14 protein-coding genes are annotated in these 21,568 nt (G+C 46.5%); 9 read left to right on the top strand and 5 right to left on the bottom strand.

Going from position 1 to position 21,568, the window contains the following annotated elements:
* The first annotated feature begins 28 nt into the window (after nt 1-28).
* The 9 genes from ACQ4M5_RS05020 (at nt 29) to ACQ4M5_RS04980 (ending at nt 16,427) form a co-directional block, all read left to right on the top strand.
* Nucleotides 29-2,764 carry an MGH1-like glycoside hydrolase domain-containing protein gene (locus tag ACQ4M5_RS05020; protein ID WP_430674512.1) on the top strand — a complete coding sequence of 912 codons (2,736 nt, stop codon included), beginning with the start codon at nt 29-31 and terminating at the stop codon, nt 2,762-2,764.
* A 295-nt stretch (nt 2,765-3,059) separates the two neighbouring features.
* Nucleotides 3,060-3,404 (top strand): META domain-containing protein, encoded by a 345-nt coding sequence (locus tag ACQ4M5_RS05015; protein WP_430674511.1) that lies wholly within the window; start codon nt 3,060-3,062, stop codon nt 3,402-3,404.
* Between the two features lie 11 nt (nt 3,405-3,415).
* Nucleotides 3,416-6,223, top strand: coding sequence for a cyclic nucleotide-binding domain-containing protein (locus ACQ4M5_RS05010; RefSeq protein ID WP_430674510.1), 2,808 nt, complete (start codon nt 3,416-3,418; stop codon nt 6,221-6,223).
* Nucleotides 6,224-6,885: 662 nt separating this feature from the next.
* Nucleotides 6,886-10,776: a PAS domain S-box protein gene (locus ACQ4M5_RS05005; RefSeq protein WP_430674509.1), complete on the top strand. Its 3,891-nt coding sequence runs from the start codon at nt 6,886-6,888 to the stop codon at nt 10,774-10,776.
* Between the two features lie 4 nt (nt 10,777-10,780).
* Nucleotides 10,781-11,164 (top strand): response regulator, encoded by a 384-nt coding sequence (locus ACQ4M5_RS05000; RefSeq protein WP_430674508.1) that lies wholly within the window; start codon nt 10,781-10,783, stop codon nt 11,162-11,164.
* A gap of 351 nt (nt 11,165-11,515) precedes the next feature.
* The gene (locus tag ACQ4M5_RS04995) at nt 11,516-11,923 is read left to right on the top strand and encodes a response regulator (protein WP_430674507.1); all 408 of its coding nucleotides are present in this window, start codon (nt 11,516-11,518) and stop codon (nt 11,921-11,923) included.
* 42 nt (nt 11,924-11,965) lie between these two features.
* Complete coding sequence (locus ACQ4M5_RS04990; RefSeq protein ID WP_430674506.1) at nt 11,966-13,117, top strand: hypothetical protein; 1,152 nt, start codon at nt 11,966-11,968, stop codon at nt 13,115-13,117.
* 36 nt (nt 13,118-13,153) lie between these two features.
* Nucleotides 13,154-14,743, top strand: a complete 1,590-nt coding sequence (locus ACQ4M5_RS04985) for a cation:proton antiporter (protein WP_430674505.1) — start codon at nt 13,154-13,156, stop codon at nt 14,741-14,743.
* Nucleotides 14,712-16,427 carry a mechanosensitive ion channel family protein gene (locus tag ACQ4M5_RS04980; RefSeq protein WP_430674504.1) on the top strand — a complete coding sequence of 572 codons (1,716 nt, stop codon included), beginning with the start codon at nt 14,712-14,714 and terminating at the stop codon, nt 16,425-16,427. Before ACQ4M5_RS04985 ends, ACQ4M5_RS04980 begins: the two co-directional genes overlap by 32 nt.
* Before the next feature lie 167 nt (nt 16,428-16,594).
* On the opposite strand, the gene ACQ4M5_RS04975 is transcribed toward ACQ4M5_RS04980, so the two are convergent.
* The 5 genes from ACQ4M5_RS04975 to ACQ4M5_RS04955 form a co-directional block, all read right to left on the bottom strand.
* Complete coding sequence (locus tag ACQ4M5_RS04975) at nt 16,595-17,674, bottom strand: response regulator (RefSeq protein ID WP_430674503.1); 1,080 nt, start codon at nt 17,672-17,674, stop codon at nt 16,595-16,597.
* A 337-nt stretch (nt 17,675-18,011) separates the two neighbouring features.
* Nucleotides 18,012-18,374, bottom strand: coding sequence for a hypothetical protein (locus tag ACQ4M5_RS04970; RefSeq protein ID WP_430674502.1), 363 nt, complete (start codon nt 18,372-18,374; stop codon nt 18,012-18,014).
* Nucleotides 18,298-18,606, bottom strand: coding sequence for a hypothetical protein (locus tag ACQ4M5_RS04965; protein ID WP_430674501.1), 309 nt, complete (start codon nt 18,604-18,606; stop codon nt 18,298-18,300). The genes ACQ4M5_RS04970 and ACQ4M5_RS04965 overlap by 77 nt, the downstream gene beginning before the upstream one ends.
* A gap of 104 nt (nt 18,607-18,710) precedes the next feature.
* Nucleotides 18,711-18,914, bottom strand: coding sequence for a hypothetical protein (locus ACQ4M5_RS04960; RefSeq protein ID WP_430674500.1), 204 nt, complete (start codon nt 18,912-18,914; stop codon nt 18,711-18,713).
* Nucleotides 18,915-19,049: 135 nt separating this feature from the next.
* Nucleotides 19,050-21,371 (bottom strand): S-layer homology domain-containing protein, encoded by a 2,322-nt coding sequence (locus ACQ4M5_RS04955; protein ID WP_430674499.1) that lies wholly within the window; start codon nt 21,369-21,371, stop codon nt 19,050-19,052.
* Nucleotides 21,372-21,568: the final 197 nt, after the last annotated feature.

Here is a 21,568-nt window from a genome sequence, read left to right as displayed (position 1 = left end):
AAACCCCTCAAATATTCAGAGCAGAACTATGACAGCAGAAGATCAGAGACTCGATCAAAACCGTACAGGTCAAGTCGATTGGTACAAGTGGGGACCGTATCTCAGCGAACGCCAATGGGGAACAGTTCGCGAAGATTATAGTTCTGATGGCAACGCTTGGAATTATTTTCCACATGATCATGCTCGATCGAGAGCCTACCGCTGGAGTGAAGATGGTTTAGGCGGCATCACGGACAATCACAATCTGCTTTGTTTTGCGCTTGCTTTGTGGAATGGTCAAGATCCGATTATTAAAGAGCGATTGTTCGGGTTGACTAACAGTGAAGGTAATCATGGCGAGGATGTGAAAGAGTACTATTTCTATCTTGACAGTACGCCAACACACTCGTACATGAAATACTTATACAAGTATCCTCAAACAGAATTTCCCTACGCCGATCTGGTTGAAACGAATCGGAATCGGAATCGCTACGAATTAGAGTATGAATTGCTAGATACCGGGATCTTTGATGACGATCGCTATTTTGATGTATTCGTGGAATACGCCAAGGGCGATGCTGAAGATATCTTAATTCGGATCAGCATTGCAAATCGTGGTCCTGAAGCGGCTCCGATTCATCTATTACCCACACTCTGGTTCCGGAATACCTGGTCTTGGGAAAATGGTGGCGCAAAGCCTGTGATGACTCGAATCGAGGGAACAGGGAACAGTGTCGTTCATGCTCACATCAGCGATACGCTACTCGATAAGCATGTGCGTGACTACTACTTCTACTGTGATGGTGTAGCTCCGCTGCTGTTCACTGAAAACGAAACAAACAATGAACGGCTGTTTGGTACAACAAATGCTAGTCCTTATGTGAAAGATGGAATCAACAGTTACGTTGTGCATGGGCAGAAAGATGCTGTGAATCCGCATCATGGGGGAACGAAAGTTGCACCACACTACGAAATGTCGATCGAGCCTGGAGAAACCAAAGTCATTCGCTTGCGGCTGACGAAATACAATCCAACTGAGATGGGCGATCCGTTTGGAATTGGTTTCGAGCAATCCTTTGCCGCACGAATCAAGGAAGCAGACGAATTTTATGCAACTGTAATCCCGCCTGCGGTTCAGGAAGATGACGATCGAGCAAATGTGATGCGTCAAGCTCTCGCGGGCATGATGTGGACAAAACAATACTTTTACTATGATGTCGCTCAGTGGCTCAGAGAACGAGGCGTAACTCCCTGGACAACTATCAGAGAGCGTCAGCATATTCGGAACAATGATTGGTTCCACATGCTGAATGATGACATTGTTTCGATGCCGGATAAGTGGGAATATCCCTGGTATGCAGCATGGGATTTAGCCTTTCATGTGATTCCGATTAGCTTGATTGATCCCGATTTTGCCAAAGATCAATTGATGCTGATGTTGCGAGAAGACTATCTGCATCCGAATGGGCAAATTCCTGCGTATGAGTGGAACTTTGGCGATGTTAATCCTCCGGTTCATGCGTTTGCAACTTGGGAAATTTACACTCGCGATCGAGAACGCAACAACGGCAAAGGCGATATCGATTTTCTCAAATATGCCTTTTCAAAATTGGTAATTAACTTTACCTGGTGGGTGAATCGTAAAGACGAAGGTGGTAACAATCTTTTCCAAGGTGGCTTCCTCGGTTTAGATAACATTGGAGTGTTCGATCGGAGTGCGCCTCTGCCTACTGGCGGTCATCTAGATCAAGCCGATGGAACCGCTTGGATGGCATTTTTTAGCCAGCGAATGTTCCAGATTGCGATCGAGCTTGCTTTACATGATCCCTTGTACGAAGACTTTGCTATCAAGTTCTTTGAACATACGATGTGGATTGCTGGAGCAATGGATCGGATTGGCGACAATCATGATGAACTCTGGGACGAAGAAGATGGATTCTTTTATGATGTGTTGCACTTCCCGGATGGTCAATCGACTCGATTGAAAGTACGATCGCTCGTCGGTCTGCTCTCACTGATGGCAGTTGCAGTCTTTCCAAAACAAGCCTTTGATCAGCTTCCTCGCTTTAAAGAAGCTGCTCAGAAGTTCATCATGCAGCATCCCGAACTCACGCACAACATCCACCTACCGAATCAGTTTGGTGAACGCGATCGATTAATGTTGTCGGTCTTGAACGAGCATAAACTCCGACGCATTCTGCACTATATGTTGGATGAATCAGAGTTCCTGAGTGACTACGGCATTCGTTCTTTATCGCGTCATCACTTGGAAAATCCCTATCGCTTCTACCACGACGGGCAGGAGTACAAAGTGGGATATGTTCCCGGTGATTCGACTTCTGGAATGTTTGGCGGAAACTCGAACTGGCGAGGTCCGATCTGGATGCCTGTGAATCTGTTGCTACTGCGATCGCTGTTGCAACTCTATAGTTACTACGGCGATCACTTCAAAATTGAGTACCCAACTGGATCAGGAAATCAGAGAACGCTGTTTGAGATCACGCAATGTATCAGTGAACGAATTGTGAGTATCTTCCTCAAAGATGAATCTGGTCGTCGTCCGGTTTATGGCGGTACGAAGAAGTTTCAGACTGATCCCTACTGGCGCGACTTAATTCTGTTCTATGAGTACTTCAATGGGGATGACGGAGCAGGCGTGGGAGCAAGTCACCAAACGGGATGGACGGGCTGTGTGGCTCGGATTATTCAAGGATTGGGTTACTTCACACCAGAAACAGTGCTGAATACGATCGCACCCGGAGAACTGGAAAAGTACCGGGTTTAGAACTGCGATCGTTCTGATTCTACAGTCGTTCTCAGTTGCATCTATGGGGTGCTCTTGAGCGTGTTTGAAGAGCATAAAAAGTCTTGCGCTTCGATTACAGTCCACCCGTGATTGGAAATCACGGGCTATCGGATCAAAGTCCACTAAAGGGGACTGAAAGCTTCTCATAGCAAACTCTTCAGTCTGTTTCAACAGACTTTGTTCCGATAGCCCCGAATTCCATTCGAGGGCGATTCATGCGACAAACGATAAATTTTCAAACGCTGCTCGACCAATTGCAAGGTAACCCGCGAACATGACCGCAGGTAGCTCACCGATGCCGATGCTGCCTGCGGGTAACATTCCCTTAAGTGCAGAATTTTCAAACGGTCAAATCTTTGGCTCAGGAGGATGTAACCGATTGATTGGCGGCTATGAAGCAAAATCAGGAACCGTTAAGATTAGTACTCTTGCTTCTACCTTTATGGCTTGTGAAGAACCTATAATGAGCCAAGAAATGAGGTTTCTCGCTGCACTGCAAGGTGCGGAACGGTACGAAGTTGATCAAGGACAATTAACGATTTTTTATAAAACTGAACAGGGAGAAGGTGTTTTGCGCTTTGTCTCGCAAGGCTCCCAACCTGTTCCAGCAATGTGGTAGGAGTTATTTTTATGTTCGCACAACTGCCTGAACGCCGGATGCACTGGGTACGATGGGTTTTAACGATCGGTTGGCTCCTCGTCATCGCTTCTTTGTTCTATGACCCTTGGACGGCAGCGCTGACAAATCCCGATCATACCTGGAGTCCATTGCGGATTACAGATCAGTGTGTTCAGGTGCAAGGCAGATGTGTGGAACAACAGCCTTATCCTCTAGGTGCAACATTATTTTGGGGTGCGATCGTTCCGTCTGGAATTTTTATTTTGCTAGTGTTTGGACATGAACTCTGGCGGCGGATTTGTCCGCTGTCGTTTCTGTCCCAGATTCCAAGGGGATTGGGGAAACAGCGACAGTTCAAACGGGAAAATGCGAAAACGGGTAAGGTTCGCTATGAAATTGCGAAAGTACCTGCTGATTCTTGGTTGGGAAAGAACTATCCTTATGTGCAATTTGGGTATTTATTTATCGGACTATGCGGAAGAATTCTATTCTTTAATGCCGATCGATTAGTTCTCGGACTGTGGCTCTTGTTTACAATTGGAGCCGCGATCGCAGTGGGTTACTACTATGGCGGTAAGTCCTGGTGTCAATATTTTTGTCCGATGGCTCCAGTGCAAACGATTTTTAGTGAACCGCGAGGATTGCTCGGAAGTAAAGCACACATGAGCGAACAGCGGATTACACAATCGATGTGTCGAACGGTGGAGTCTGATGGCAATGAACAAAGTGCCTGTGTTGCTTGTCAGAGTCCTTGTATTGATATTGATTCGGAGCGGACTTATTGGAATGGCTTGAACAATCCTGAAGAAGCAGTCATTCGATATGGCTATGTTGGTTTAGTCGTGGGCTACTTCGTTTACTACTATCTGTATGCGGGGAACTGGGACTATTATTTTTCGGGAGTGTGGAACCGCGATCCAAACCAGCTTGCCTCATTGATGAGTCCTGGATTGTATTTGTTTGGGCAGCCGATAAATATTCCGAAGCTCTTTGCTGTGCCGCTCGTCTTGGGCGGATTTAGCGCGATCGGGTATTTTTTGGGAGCCTGGATCGAGCGGCAAGTTAAACAATACGATCGACAACATCATAAGAACTCCGATCCCGATCTCATTCGACATCGGATCTTTGTGATTTGCACCTTTATCGCTTTCAATTTCTTTTTCTTGTTCGCAGGTCGCCCATTACTTCAACTCACTCCGATTTGGGTGCAATACGCCTTTGATCTGAGCATTGTTTTTCTCAGTACTCTATGGCTGCAAAAATCTTGGCGACGGAGCGCTGATCTCTATTCACGAGAAAATCTAGCCAGCCGATTTCGTAAGCAGCTTCAGAAATTACAGATTAATGTCTCTCAGTATCTCGATGGTCGATCGCTCGATGATCTGAACACGAATGAAGTCTATGTGCTGGCAAAAGTTCTTCCAGGGTTCAGCCAGGAGAAACGGCACGAAGCTTACAAAGGTGTAGTTCGAGAAGCATTAGAAGAAGGCTATGTCAGCACCTCTAGTAGTCTTGAAGTTCTCCAACAGATGCGTCATGAGTTAGGCATTTCTGATGATGAGCACCGAGAAGTTTTAGAAGAATTGGGTGTAGAAGATCCAGAATTGCTCAATCCTAACTATCAGCGATCGCTGGAAAATCAAATTCGTCTCACAGGCTACCAGAAATCTTTAGAGCGATTTCTCCGATTGCAGCAGCAAATTAGTTCGACAGAGTTCACGCCATCGACTGAAGAATCAGAAGCGATTCGTGCTCTGCGGCGTGACTATTCGATCACTCCTCAAGAAGAGGAATGGGTACTGAGCGGATTTGCGCCTGATGCAGGCAACACTCAAAAAGCAGAATCGTTACTAGCTCGATTGAATGATTGGAATCAATGCGATCGCGCTCTAGATCATTCGAGTCTGCAATCTCATCCTGCTATCTCGAAGCTTTTGCACCAAGGAGTTCAAACTAAGCAGGAACTGATTGTGCGATCGATTCTAGAACTTCTCGTTGCGCTGAAAGACCATCCGAGCGCGATCACCCTTGCTCGATCGCTCAAACAACTGTCCCCACAATTCACACGCGAATTGGTCAGTCGGAGACCTTGGCAAGCCTATCTAAGCCGCAGCATTGTAGAGATCCTGATTCAGCCTCAAGCGCTAGAATCTCCGAATGGCAGTGTATCCACACAAGATACAGTTAGCCATCTCGAAACATTGTTAGAACACTACAATCCGGTGCTGCAATCAACAGCCCTATTTGCGATCGCTCAACTCGATTCCAAACGCGCTCAAACTCTGGCTCAAACGATCCAGGGTGACTCGTCTTCCGCTTTGCTACGCGACACCGCAGAACGGTTACTCTCTTCCTCAGCTTCCCCCGCTTTGACGGAGTTTCCTGCGCTCGAAAAGTTAGTGCATCTATCGAATAGTGATTTCTTCGATCGAGTTCAGATCGAAACTCTGATTGCATTAGGCGATCGTGCAGAGATGAAAACCTTCACGACAGGGAATGTAATCACTGAAGCAGGCGATACTTGCCGAGAATTGCTGCTGCTAATCGAAGGGGCGGCTAGTATTCAAAGCACAGATGGAGATACCACTACCAAAGTCGATCGATTGCATCCCGGACAAATCTTGGATGAACTCGAAGCATTAACTCATAGCACGTTAGAAAATACGATTTTGGCAGAAAGCGATCGGACTCGAATTCTGGCAATTCCGGTCGATGCTCTCGACGATTTGTTAGAGCGCGATGTTAATTTTGCCCGACGATTCTTAGATCTTGAAGGTCGTCAACTTCAACGACTTGTAAAACTAGGAGCGCAAACTTGAAAAAATGAGTGTTCTTTGAGAGGGTGTTTTATGAGGGATAGATAAAACGCCTGCCGAATAGAATTCGGGGCTACACAAACAAAGTGCGCGTCCACACACTAACAGCCTTTTTTCTTAGTCTGCCTTTGGCAGACAGATATGTAGTGCCGCGAATTCTATTCGCCAGGGCATTCAGGTAGGAAGTCTAGTAAATGACCATATTTAAAGCACTCTCTAAGAGGATGTTTGAGAAGTAATCGTTCATCGCATTCATCCGCCCGGAAATAAATCTCCGGGCTAATCAGGGAAGCCCACTAAACTGGGCTAAGAACTCCGTATTACGCCCTTAGCCCGCTTCAGCGGGGTTTCCTCCATTAGCCCGGAGATTTTTTCCGGGCGGACTCGCAACGTAGCAAAGCCGCTTTTTATCCTTCTCAAACACCCTCTTAGAGGATGTTTTAAATGTGGTCGTTCATCGCCTGAATCGCCCCTCGAATGGAATTCGGGGCTATCGGAACAAAGTCTGTTGAAACAGACTGAAGAGTAGATGACGACTGCCTTTCAGTCCCCTTTAGTGGACTTTCTCCGATAGACCGTGATTTCTAATCACGGGCGGAACGCAATCGCAGTGAAGAATCTTTCTATACTTTTCAAATATCTTCCAAGTCCTTCCCATGCCGATAATGCTAACAATAATCTCACAGTGGAAAGTGCGACGCTATCTAACCCCCGTTCCGCTACGTTTGGCGTTGACGGTTCCGTTTGTGCTGCTTATCGTGGGAGCAACTTGGCTAGTTGGGTATTTATCCTATTTGAGTGGTCAAACCGCAGTCGAAACTTTAGGGCAACAACTAATCCAGCAAACAAATGTACAAGTTGCACAGGAACTCAAGAACTATCTCCAAACCCCGCTATTGGTCAATCGCTTAAATATCGCTCTGGTAGATCAAGGCTATCTCAATCCGCAGGATCTTCCAGCTTTGGAAACGGCTTTGTTTAATCGCTTGCGACAGTTCGAGCAGATATCCGCCTCGTTATTTATCAGTCCAGAGGGCAGACTTAGAGCGATCGAACGATTTCCCAATTACTTTCTAGTCTCTGCTGACCCGCCTCAAACTGACTCTCTGCGGGTCTATGAGCTAAATGAGCAGGGCAAACCCCAAAAGCTTGTCCATGAGGTGAAAAACTTTGATATCCGGCGCGATCGACCATTTTATCAAAGAGCCGTCACCACAGGTCAAGCGGGATGGAGTCCGATTACACGCTACGGCAACTCGAATGCACTCACGTTAGATGCCTCTCAGCCCGTGTACGATCGCACCACGCGAAAACTATTGGGCGTGTTTGCTGTGCATCTCCGACTAGACTATCTGAGCAAATTTCTCCGAAGTTTAGCGATCGCTCAAGCGGGACAAGTTCTAATTACTGATGAAAATGGCTCTCTGATTGCAACCTCGACCAATGAGGAACCTTACACGTTCGGTGATAAACTCAAAGCGCCAAACCAGTTTTATCAGTTCAAAGTTGCTCAAAGTCAGAATGAATTAACGCGATCGCTCGGTGAATATTTGCAAACTCATCCGAATGCACTGGCAACCGCTGATCAATCCCAACTCTTAGAATTTCGTCATCGTTCAGAACAGCACTACATTCAAATCACACCATTTCGAGATCAGTATGGTTTGAACTTGCGAATCATTTCAGTGATTCCTGAGTCTTATTTTCTTGCAGCGATTCAGAACAACACACGCACTACAATTACACTCTGCTTGCTCACGTTGGGAACTGCGATCGCGCTTGGACTGTTAGCAGGTCGGTTGCTAACTCAGCGCTTTGCTCAATTAAGACAAGTCAGCCGCAGTATTGCACAGGGAGATCTCGATCGACGACTTCCACTAGACTCCCGAATTGAAGAGCTAAACGATCTGTCTGAAACTTACAATCAAATGGCAGATCAATTGCAAGATTCCTTCGATCGCATTAGAAATGCTTTAGCAGACTCCCAGGAAAAGTTCACCATTATCTTTCGTACTAGCCCCGAACCTGCCGCGATCGCGAGTTTTGCAGAAGGACGAATTTTGGAAGTGAATGATAGTCTCTTGCAATTTTTTGGCTACTTATCTGATGAAGTTCTTGATAAAACAGCGTTAGATCTACAGTTTTGGCATAATCCTGACCAGCGTGAACAATACAAAGCATTGCTAACTCAGCATCGCAGTGTTCGCAACCTAGAAGTGCAAGTGCTCACCAAATCAGGCAGCATTAAAACCGTTTTGCTCTCGGCTGAAGTGCTGACTTTAGAAGGGCAAGATCGGGTCATTATGATGCAGCGCGATATCAGCGATCGTAAAGCGATCGAGCTTGCCTTAGAGCAGAGTGAAGCTCGCTATCGTGCCATTGTTGAAGATCAAATTGATCTGATTGCTCGATCGCTGCCTGATACCACACTTACGTTTGTCAATGGTGCTTTCTGTCGCTATTTTGATGTTCAGCCTGAAGAGGTTCTAGGGAAAAGCTTTTATCAAATGATCTATGAAGCCGATCGACCAGAAGTAATGCAGCGGATTAGTACTTTGAGCCGCGCAAATCCAATGCTAGTGATGGAAAATCGGAATGTAGCAAAGGGTCAAGTGCGCTGGATGCAATGGAGCGATCGACTCTTGTTTGATGAGCAGGGCGACGTTAAAGAATTTCAGATGGTGGGACGGGATATCACCGAACTGAAGAAGACTGAAGAAGCACTGAGAAAGAGCGAAGCGAGACTGCTCCAAGCTCAACAAATTTCGCACCTGGGAAGCTGGGAGCTTGATCCAGTCACCGGAAAACTGATCTGGTCGGAAGAACTATTTCGGATTGTAGGTCTTGATCCGAGTCAAGGCGCTCCCTCTCGCGCCGAACTGAGTGCCATGAATCTTTTCGCTGAAGACACAGAGCGACTCGAAACGGCGGTCGATCGAGCAATTGAGCAGAACATTCCCTATGAGATTGAACATCAATTTCATCGCCCCGATGGAACAGTTCGCACCGTAATCAGCAAAGGTCAGCCGATTTTTGCTGAACAGGAGCAGCGTCTCAAACTCTATGGAACCGTGTTAGATATCACCGATCGTAAACAATCCGAAGCGGCTTTGCAGCAAAGTGAAGCTCGTTTATCGATCGCTCAACGTGTCGCTCAAATCGGGATCTGGGAGTGGGATATTGCAACTCAGAAGCGAACGTGGTCAGAACTGACCTATCAGCAGTGGGGGCGCGATCCAGCACTCGGTAATCCGAGCTATGACGAAGTTCTACAAATGGTACACCCGGACGATCGAAACATTGTACAAATCCGCAACAATGCCGCGATCGCTCAAGGAATGCCTTATTCGCTCACTCTGCGCGTTTTACATTCAGACGGTTCGATTCGCTATCTGGATAGTCGAGTTGAGCCGCTGTGTGATGAGCAAGGACAGGTTTATCGGCTGCTTGGAACCTCGATCGACATTACAGAACTCAAACGAATTGAAACTGCGCTACGCGAAAGTGAAGAACGCTTCCGACGTGCCTTTAACGGTGCTCCCATTGGGATGTCTCTAGTTTCGCTGACAGGGCGTTTTGTCAGAGTCAACCGCACCTACTGTGATCTAATGGGATACACCGAAGAAGAACTCCTCACTCGAACCTTTCGCGACCTGACTCATCCAGCCGACAAAGAAGAGGATTGGCAGGGATTTCAACAGATGTTGAACGGCGAAATTTCTACCTTCCAGATGCAAAAACGCTACATCACCAAACAAGGCGAGGCTGTTCCAGTTCTGCTCAGTACTGCACCGCTGCGAGATGAGACCGGGAAAGTTCTCTATGTTGTGGCGCATATTCAGGACATCCGCGATCGACTCAAGGTAGATCGAATGAAAGACGAATTTATCTCTGTGGTTAGTCACGAACTCCGGACTCCGTTAACTTCGATTCGGGGAGCGCTAGGAATTTTAGCATCAGGCGTATTCCACGATCGACCCGCACAAGCCGATCAAATGCTCAAAATTGCGCTAAACAATAGCGATCGATTAGTTCGTCTCGTAAATGACATTCTGACGCTGGAGCGATTGCAAAGTGGCAAAGTTCCGCTGATCAAGGAATCGTGTCAGGTGAGCGATTTGATTCAGCAAGCGATCGACAGTGTTCGGGCACTCGCAGACCAATCTAGCATTACTCTGTCTGTTACCTCCGTTCCCGCTACGATCGTCGCTGCTCCTGATGCGATCGTGCAAACACTCACGAATTTATTGAGCAATGCGATTAAATTTTCTGACTCAGGCAGCACTGTCTGGATTCATGCAGAACAGCACGAAGACCCGTCGCACTTTTGCTTTATGGTGAAAGATCAAGGTCGTGGTATTCCCGAAGATAAGCTTGAGATGATTTTTGAGCAATTTCAACAGGTGGATGTCTCTGATTCCCGGCAAAAAGGCGGTACAGGATTAGGACTTGCAATCTGTAAAAAGATTGTGCAAGAGCATACAGGAGAGATTTGGGTCGAAAGTCGGCTGGGCGAAGGAAGCACTTTTTACTTTGTATTGCCGTTCACTAAGTAATCTTATGAAAGACACTAAGCGAATTTTAGTGATTGATGATGAAGATGATATTCGGGCTGTTGTGCAAATTTCGCTCGAAGAGTTTGGGGGATGGCAATCGATCGCTGCTTCATCTGGAACTGAAGGGATAGCGCTGGCTCGATCGAAGGTTCCTGACGCGATTTTGCTTGATATTTCGATGCCTGATTTTGATGGTTATCAGGTGTGTGAAGTGCTGAAACAGGACGCTCAAACTCAGGCGATTCCTATCATTCTTTTAACTGCGAAAGTTTTACCTAGCGATCGACAACGATTTGCAGAACTGAGCATTGTGGGTGTGATTACGAAACCCTTTGATCCGATGTTGATTTGGCAAGAGGTGGGGAACATCTTGGGGTGGGCGATTTGAACTGCGATTTCTACCCTTTTCATATTTTTTCCATATCTTTTTGCCTTAACGTGGTCGATCAATTAGTCCTGAATTTAACTAGGTTATGCCAAATCGATTTATTCAAGCTACAGATCCTTCGCCCCCTAAATCCCCCATTCTGGGGGACTAAGAGCCAGATGAATTCCTCAAGTTCTAAGAATCATTTACCCTTCAAAGTCTCCCACTCGTGGGGGATTTAGGGGGCTTCCAAGATCTACCGCACTTAAAAATCGATTTGGTATTAGGACAAGTCTTGAGCGAGATATGCTGCACTCCCATTTCAAGCCCACTAAATCCTGTTTCCCTCTGCTCATGCAAGGGAGAGATCTCATGTCCGATAAAACTATTTTGCTCATCGAACCTGAAGCGAGTATTCGTGAGGTTCTGGAGATCTGCCTGCGGGAGTTAGGAGGCTGGCGAGTGGCAGTTTCTAGTTCAATTCAACAGGGAATAGAACAGTGTGGAATCTTTCAGCCCGATGTGATTCTGCTCGATGCTTCTACTGCGGAAACGGATGCTCTGATCTTTAGTGAGCAGCTTAAACAGGATTCGATGATCCGATCGATTCCGATTTTGCTCATTACTGCGAGAGCCAGTTGGTTCACATTCGAGCAACTTCGGGCGATGGGATTTGCGGGAGCGATCGCAAAACCTTTCAATCCCCACACACTGTCTGGACAAATCTTAGGTCTGCTAAAGCAATCTGGACTGGGAAAGCATCTCACAGACATCGATTGAACGAGCATTCAGATCGATCAAGAGAATCACCAGGAGTTCGCCATGCGTCCATCGTTGATGAGGTCGTCTCATACGTTTGCAAGAAAAGAAGCGGTTCTGAGTTGGTTGACGGTTCTTGCTTTGGTGTATTTGCTAATTGTTGGAGTTGGGGATATTAGTTCAGGATTTAGAGCCGCGATCGAGGGTGGAATTGAACAACTTTTTGCTTTTGCAAACCATCCCCTGGTAGGACTGACGAGCGGCATTCTAGCAACCACACTGGTTCAATCTTCCTCGACTACAACTGCGATCGTAGTGGGATTGGTTGCGGGTGGATTTCCTGTGTCTTCCGCAGTTCCGATCGTCATGGGCGCGAACATTGGAACCTCTGTGACTGCTGGTATGGTGAGTCTGAGTTATCCCTCGGACGAACAGGGGTTTAGGAATGCTTTCTCAGCCGCAACCGTTCTAGATTTGTTTAACCTGTTTGCTGTGCTGCTCTTTTTTCCCCTAGAAGTCCTGTTCCATCCGTTTGAGCGTTTGAGTATTGCAACGACTCAATTTCTGTTCAGAAATCCCAATCCTACTGTAGATCACTTTGATATTGTCGGTTTGCTCACCTATCCGGCTCGCTCTTTGATCAGAGCAATGACCGCACTTTTTCCAGAACCATTCAACGGTTTTTTACACCTGCTGATTGGAATCAGCTTAATTTGTAGCTCACTGTATTTCATTCGCAAGATCTTACAGCGATTGATGATAGGACGGATTAGGGCTATCTATTCGGCTCTTGGTCGAGGCTCGATCGCGGCATTGCTCACAGGTATGTTTGTCACGATTTTAGTACAATCTGCTTCTGTGGCAACGAGTTTAATGGTTCCTTTTGCAAGTGCAGGTGTATTTAGTCTAAAAGCCATTTATCCTTTTACATTGGGAGCGAATCTCGGCGCGACAGTCACTTCTTTGATTGCTGCAACTGCAATTCGAGGAACTCAAGTTGTACCTGCGCTAGAAATTGCACTGGTGTATTTATTTTTTAATCTCTTCAGTGTGTTCGTAATTTTTGGGCTTCCCGTTCTGCGTCCACTTCCAATGATTGCCTCCGAACGACTTGCAGCAGCAGCGAGCGAAAACAGTTTCATTGCGTTTGCTTACATGATGGGTGGATTTCTTTTGCTTCCTCTGATGCTTGTAGGGCTTTCGATCGTGGTTTAACGTGAATAAAACTGTTGTTTACCTTCACTTTATTCAATGCTGCTCACTCTCACCCACTCGATCGCGATCGAAGAAAACCTCCAGCAATTTTTGCTCATTATCTCCGCTGCGCTCGTCGTTGCTACCCTATCCCAAATGATTCCCTGGCTTCGACAGTTCCCTTATACCTTGATGTTAGTGGTCGCAGGGATCGGTCTAGCGCTGTTGAATGTTCAGTTTTTCACGCCTTCCCCGGAGCTAATCTTATGGATTTTCCTGCCCCCGTTACTGTTCGAGGCAGCTTGGAATTTGAGTTGGAAAGATTTGAGACGGGATCTGCTCCCGATCGCGCTTTATGCCACGATCGGGGTTGCGATCACGATTTTGGGGATCGCTTTGCCGCTATCACAGTGGGGCGGGTTTTCGTTGCCTGTTGCGTTGCTGATGGGAGCGTGTTTAGCTGCGACTGATCCCGTTTCGGTAAGCGCTTTACTGAAGGAATTGGGCGCACCTCCGCGACTCAAAGCCTTGGTTGAAGGTGAGAGTATGTTCAATGATGGAACTGCGGTCGTTGCCTTTAGTCTGATGTTGGGGATCGCACTGGGAATCGATCGCTTTGATCCCCAAAATTTGCTGGTAAATTTTCTAACTGTAGTCGGTGTGGGATTACTGGTGGGATTGCTTCTAGGCTTTGGAATCTCTTACATTACGCAGCGATTTGATCTTCCCTTAGTTGAACAGTCTTTGACGTTGGTTTGCGCCTATTCTGCCTATCTCGTCGCCGAAAAACTGGGCGGTTCTGGTGTCATTGCTGTCGTTGCGACAGGGTTGATTTTAGGAAATTTTGGTTCTCGCATTGGGATGAATCCCCGCACTCGTATCTCTGTAAGTGAGTTCTGGGAGTTTGTCGCCTTTTTTGCAAATTCGATCTTATTTTTGCTGATTGGTGCTCAGTTTCGCTTAGATTTGCTGGGTCCCGATCTCGCCTTAGTCGGTCTTGCCTTCGTCGCCGTTCTGTTGACACGGGTAGTTGTGATTTACGGTTTGACCTTTCTCAATAACTGGCTTACTCAGTCGGACATTGATTGGCAGACTCAAACGATGCTGTGGTGGAGTGGTTTGCGTGGAGGGGTATCACTCGCGCTTGCTTTGAGTGTCCCCGATAGTCTACCCGATCGACGAGCGGTATTGGTTGCTGTTTCTGGTGTCGTCTTTCTTACAACGCTGCTCCAAGGTGCAACCGCTAAACCTGTTCTAGAAGCGCTAAAGCTAATTGAGATTAGTCCATTGCGCGATCGCTATCTCGAATTAATTTCCAGACAAGCAGCATTATGTCGAGTGCTGGAATACTTACAACAGCCCGCTTCTAAAGCTGGAATCGAGCCTACAATTCATCAGGCAAAAGAAACCGAAGTGCGCCAACAGTTAGCCGTCCTGCAAGACGAAAGCAGTAAACTTTGTCAGCAAGATCCAGAATTACTAGAAATCGGTGCTCAACAACTTCAGCGGGACTTGTTCGCGATCGAGCTTGCGACTTACACTGATTTTGTGCGATCGGGTCGGTTAAATCAGGAACTTCCTGGTCTACTCGATCCAATTCAGCAAGAGCTAAGGGATGAAAAGTCAAATGCCGAAGAACTATCGTAATGCTCCAGTCCGCTATTTGAGGCGCGTACAAGTTTGGGTGATGGTGAGCTTTGCGCTGGTGTTTTTTGCGATCGCGCCTCAATCTCCCGCTCAATCAGAAATTCCAACCGGGAATCCGATCGATGGCTATCCGATTGTGCTTGACCAGAATGAACTATTTCGACTCAAGCAAGGGATTCCGGGTGTTGCATCGGCTGAAGAACGCGCCAGAACCGTCAACGATCGCTTAATTCGAGTTGCAGAAGATGAATCGATTTCGTCTCAGTCGATTCGTGTGGAAGAACAAGACAGCGGCTCTGTGATTATTACTGGAGATAAGGTGCTATTTACGGTGCGAGAGAGCGATCGAATGGGCGACGCTTCTCGATCCGATACTGCAACTCAGAAAGCTCAGATTATTCAATCCGCGATCGCCCAATATCGACAAGAACGAAGTGCGAACAAGCTGATTCAAGGAATTGGACTCATCGTTTTCAGCACGATCGTCCTCATTGGAGTTCTCGCACTCCTTCAGCGATCGGTGTCTCGACTGCTGTTCAAAATCGAATCGGCACAACGGGACAATGCACTCAGTCTGAGATTTCAAAATCTCCAGCTTCTTGGTGCAGGTGCAACAAGCTATTTACTGACGAATTTACTAGGGCTGTTTCGCCTGATCATTATATTAACAAGCTTGTATGTCTACATTCCCTTTGTGCTCAGTCAATTTCCAGCCACAAGGTCGATCGGTAGATCTGTTCTGAAAAGTACTATCGATCGCTTAAATCAAACTGTTGCAACCTTTGTGCAATACTTACCAAATTTGGTGATCATTGCGCTAATTGCTATTTTTACGTATTACGCGATTCAATTTGTCAAACTGGTTATCCTCGAACTAGGACGAGATGATGTTTATTCCTGGTTCTATCCTGAATGGATTCAGCCTACCAATCGTCTAGCAACCATTCTGCTGGTAGTAATTGGTTGTATTGTTGCTACGCCTTATTTTCCCGGATTTAACTCACCTGCGTTCCAGGGGATTTCTCTGTTTTTAGGTGCATTAGTCACGCTTGGATCATCATCAGCAGTGACAAATGCGATCGCAGGAATTATTTTGATCTACACTCGTGCTTTCCGTATCGGGGACATTATTGGAATTGGTGAAACGATCGGCGAAGTTGTTGAGAAATCTTTATTTGTCACTCGCTTGGTTACGTTCAAACAACAGGTGATCACGATTCCAAATGCTTCGGTTCTCAATAGCAATGTGATTAACTTCAGTGCGGTTTCCCGTCTGAATGCAGCACCTCACCAACCGAAGCGCTATCTACTCCTTCACACTACGGTAACACTGGGTTATGATGTCTCGTGGCGCAAGATTCATGAAGTCCTGATCCAAGCGGCAGAAGCTACGATCGGGATTGTTTCAGACCCGCAGCCCTTTGTTTTACAGACTGCTTTAAATGATTTCAATGTGAGCTATGAACTGAATGTGTATACAGATCATCCTGAGCTAATGCCTGTAGTCTATTCAGAACTCCACCAGAACATTCAGGACTATTGTAATCAAGCAGATATCGAGATCCTCTCTCCAGCTTTTACCTCGCTCCGAGATGGCAATCATTCCACGATTCCAAGCGACTATTTGCCGGATGATTACGCTGCCCCAACCTTCCAAGTTCACACTCAAAATCAACATCATTGATGGGAATTGTTCCTGCCGACTTCATATTTTTTCACTTCTTCTATGTATGTTGATTGTCGATCGCATGAACAAATTAAAGTCGCAGACGATGACAGGCTTTCTAATTCCAAAGTGATTTAGATCAAGAGTTAAGTCAAGGATGCGAATTTGACTTGCTCTCAGTTTCCTCATCGGTGTCGCGTCGAAGCAATTTCAGATTGATGCGGCTCAACCAGATCTTGCTTTAACTTTTCCAGCAGTCGAGTGAACTGTCTCACAGATTGCTCCTGATTGCTCACTTGATCCAACAACTGTTCGATCTCGTGGGCAGTCTTTGAAGCTTCAGTACAGCCAAATGTTCCTAAGCCACCTGCTAATTTATGCGCTTCCGTTTGCGCTGTTAATCGTTGCTGTATTGTTAATCCATCCGTCTGGAGCGATCGCTGTGCAGCTTCTAGTACGGCAATCCGTTGTTCGAGGGAAACGCGAAATCGCTCGGTGATTTTCTCGATCGCGGCTTTACCTTGTACAATTCGATTCGCAGATAAGTTGTTTGCTTTTGCATCTACCTTATGAGGTATTTCAGTCTGGGGTGCTGGCTTTAAGCGATATCCCAATCCGTACACCGTTTCAATTAAATTGCCTTTTATTCCCGCAGCTTTTAATCGTTGTCGCAAGTCTTTGATTAGATTTGTGACTGATCCCTCAACGGGTGTTTCATCGATCGACCAAAGATGATCGATGATGCTACTGCGACTTAGAATGTGTTGAGGATGACGCAGAAACAGTTCTAGCAAACTATATTCTTTAGCACGTAAGGGAATGATGTTTTGCTCATAAGTGACTTGAACTAAAGCGGGATCAAGGCAAAGTTCGCCCCAACTTAGAACGGGCGATGAAGCAGAATTTTCATTTCGACGAAGCAGAGCGCGAACTCTGGCGAGAAGTTGAGCAGGGGCACAGGATTTTGCTACATAGTCATCTGCACCTGCATCTAATCCAGTAATAATATCTTCGTCTGCATCTTTAACAGTGAGCATCAGAATCGGAGTCTGACAGCCTTGCCGACGCAACTGACGACAGACTTCGATCCCACTTAATTTCGGGAGTAATACATCTAACAAAATCAGATCATAATTCCAATTCGCAGCTAACTCTAATCCAGAGGAACCATCTGCGATCGCGTCTACCGCATATCGTTGAGCGGTGAGCGTGACTGCAAGCAATTGACTTGTATCATAATCGTCTTCAATCAAAAGAATTTTCATTACGCACTTCCTTGAATAAGCATTGCTCTGTCCGAAAGTGTATAGATACAGGACTTTAAAGTGCGATTGCACCTTGATTCTCGAAATGAAAGTGCGATCGCAGAAAATAGTTTTTAATAAAGCGGACTGTTCCCTGTATTTCTATTGTTTGCATTGTGTTAATCAAAACCATCAGTAGCTTAATACATTCTGCTCAATAACACTAGATTTTTATTAAGTAGTAAGCATCGCAAAGCCATCGATTCAAGCTTATAGCTCGCACCGATGGTGGTCGTTTTAGTACGGGTTCGGTTGTTTTAGATCAGAGTCTTACGTTCCCAAAGTAGTTCGTATAGAATTACAGTGTTGTTTGGGGTTGTAGTTCAAAAACGTGATAGCTCCATGCAGGCAGATCAAAATAAAGACCTGAAACTAAGCTATCACCAGAGCGCTCATAGACTGTTGAACTCATTAAGTCTTTTAGGGAATAGAACTTACCTGCTAAATCACGATCGAGCATTGTCACGTAACCTTGACTTGCATGAGGCGCATAGTTCACGATTACTAACATTCGGTGTTGTGCTGCATCTTTCCAAGCAAAGCTAATCAAGTCATTCCAGGTTGGATTGCTATCCCAGGCAGGACTACAGTTCAGAAGTTGCCAAGTTCCTGTTCGTAAAATGGGCGACTGTAAGCAAGACAACAAAAGCACCAGCAGCACGAGGCTCACCATGATTTTCTAAAAATCGAGCCGATCGATTCTGATAGTTCAAATCTGCCCAAAAATGCTTCCGAACAGGTTCAGCGTGTTGCTCAAGTAATCGATCGTACAATCGCTTATCGTAAGTGTAATCAAATCCCAGTTGTTGCAGTGTCCATGCACAAAGAAATCTGGATGAGACTGTAACCCACGGATGATCCGGAGCCATGTGATTTGGCACAAAATCGAGCATCAGTATCGCTCAGATCAACCAATAATCGTTTATCAGAAGAATGGGTCTAAAACCCTGTGTTTCTAGCACGGCTTCGTAGTATATTTGCATTGGTGGAAAGGTAATCAACCACTTAAAAAAACGGCTCGTCCTGCGTCTCCCATCTGCCAGACTCCCAGAAAATAAACCCAATCAAATCCCAAGCTAACCATCTCATCCAAGGCGGCATCTGGAATGTCGTCTAAGGTCGCAGAGCGGTTTAATTGTTTCGAGAGCAGTTGTATCCAGACGCGAGTGTTCACCTGATATAGCAGAGGATTGGTAGACATGATACGAATCTCCGAATCATCGAACTCTGTCTCGTTTGCATTCAGGCTAGGACAGAAAAATATGAGGATAATATGACTCTGAAAGCTTGAATACGAGCGACAATCCAAAAAACGATCGCCGCTCGTATCTTCTCTCTATGCCGTCACAATGTACGGAGAATCAAGGGCTGCAACTCGTCCATCTCGCACCAAGGTTTGATAGACCATTGCCGAGACATCCGCACGAGTCGCTTCTCGATTGGGACTGAACTGTTTCTGATTCGGATAGTTCACTACGATGTCTGCTTGAACTGCCGCAGCAACCCGATCCTGGAACGATTGAGGAATCGAACTACGATCGTCTAACACTGCCAGTAGATTCGGACTTGCAGGAGATAGATTAAATCCACTCACCAGCGACAGTACCAACTGCAATCGTGTGACATTCTGATTTGGCTTAAAGCTGCCATCCGGGAAGCCCGAAATGAATCCCGCACGATACGCTTGGTCGATCGCATTTCTCGCCCAGAAGTCTCCAGGCACATCTGGGAAACTAATTCCAGATCGTCTGGGAGAGGGATTAAAGGCACGAGCAAGCAACGTCGCATATTGGGCACGAGTCATTGGTGCATCTGGCTTGAAGGTTCCATCCGCAAATCCTTGGATAAAGTTCTGACCGGATAAGCCCAGAATGAAATCTTTTGCCCAATGGTTCGTCACATCCGCGAAAGCAGTATTCGCAGTATCGGGATTGACAATGTAAGCCGATGCGATCGTTTGTGCCTGATTTAACGCAACTAAAGATTGATAGATAAACGTTGTTACTTCAGCACGAGTTAATTCCTGTAATGGTCTAAGTTGCGACACATTCGGATAGTTCACGATCAAGCGGCGTTGAGTTGCAGTGGCAACTTTTTCGGTGGCAAAACTGGGGATCTGAGCGCGATCGCTATAGAGTCCCAATAGTTGCTGTGTTCCTCCAGTCAGTCCGAGACCGTTTACTAAAGCGACGATCGCTTGAGTCCGAGTCAGATTCAATCCTGGACGGAATGTTCCATCTGGAAATCCGGTGATAAAGCCCATCCGATTCGCTTTTGTAATTGCTTCGGCTGCCCAGAAGTTAGACGGCACATCGGAGAATCTCGTCGCAGCTTGTTTCAGTGGAAGATTAAACGTTTTTGCCACGATCGCTGCAAACTGAGCGCGAGTTAAAGAATTCTCTGGTTTGAAAGTATTATCCGGGAATCCAGTAATTAGATCCCGACTGACTAAGGCTTGGATAAACGGTTGTGCCCAATGTCCACGAATATCGGTTAATCCTGCGGTTGGAGCGGGAGTTGGCGTGGGAGTTGGGGCGGGAACTGGTGTCGGTGTAGGAGTGGGAGCCGGAACTGGTGTCGGCAGCGGAACTGGAATGGGTGGCGGTAAAGGAGTTGGTGTAGGAGTGGGAGCCGGAACTGGAGTCGGTGTGGGAGCCGGAATTGGTGTGGGGCTTGGAGCCGGAATTGGAGTCGGTGTGGGGCTTGGAGCCGGAATTGGTGTGGGTGTGGGACTTGGAGCCGGAACTGGCGTGGGTGTTGGAGTCGGAACTTGACTGACGATAAAATCGACCGCACCTTGAACTCTCGACGCATTTAACTGATTGCCAACCGATACGATCGAAATTTGTGGATTGGTCGCATTTTGTAGATCGACTTCGCCATTATCGCGAATGATATTATTTCCAGGATCTTGACTGCTGCCAAAATTTGGAGCGCTAGAGGCTAAAACGACGACACCACTTTCGGTATTTCGCTCGATCGTATTTCCGCGTAAGACCGGACGAGAGGCATTACTGAGAACGATACCAGAGCGGTTTTGACGAATTTGGTTCTCAATGAGCAGCGGTGCAGCATTATCGCCGATCGCAATTCCAAATCCAGTGTTTTGACAGACATTTCGCCGAAATTCACCTTTTGAGTTGCGGGAAAAAGTCGCGCCGTTTGCATCATTTTGAACAAAAACGCAATCTGCAATAATCGGATTCGCAGTTCCAGTCGCAAAGAAGCCTTCGCGCTTACAGTTTGTGAAAGTACAATTCGCGATCGAGGGAGCGGTCGATTCTGCCCAAGCTCCAGTTCCTCGCTGATTTGGATTCGTGACCGTCACACCGCGTAATTGAGCATTGGTTTCGAGTCGGAACGTGACATTTTGTCCTGCCCAACTCGGACTGAGATAGTTTCCGCCCCCTTGAATCAGAATACCGCTACCTTTGCTGGCTTCATTTCCGATAATTGCTACACCTGTGGGAACGGTCAGCGGAAAGACTTCGCCGCTATTCGTGTCGTAAGTTCCGGAAGCCAGTTGAATCGTTGCTCCAGATCGGGCTTGTTGAAGCGCACGAGTAATCGTTTTCAGGGGAGATGCTTGAGTGCCATTCGCACTATCATTGCCGCTACTCGGATTGACAAAAAGAATGGGGGAGCCTGATTGAACCATAACGTTTTGATCGGGGATAGGTAATCTACGAATGCAACAGAGAATAGATGTGAGATTCCAGGAAAGTTAATAAAAGTAATTCATGATACTCATTGGGATTGCGATCGAGCATCAATCTGTAAGAAAAGTTTGAGAGAGAGAAAATATATAGCAATCCTAAGTGAGTTGTGAAGTAGGGAGGGTTGTGAAGAAGTGGG

This window comes from Leptolyngbya sp. AN10 (genome assembly GCF_050565645.1).
Lineage (GTDB): Bacteria > Cyanobacteriota > Cyanobacteriia > Leptolyngbyales > Leptolyngbyaceae > Leptolyngbya.
The sequence above is the reverse complement of the archived record's forward strand: the minus strand, read 5'-3'. Positions and strand labels throughout refer to the sequence as shown.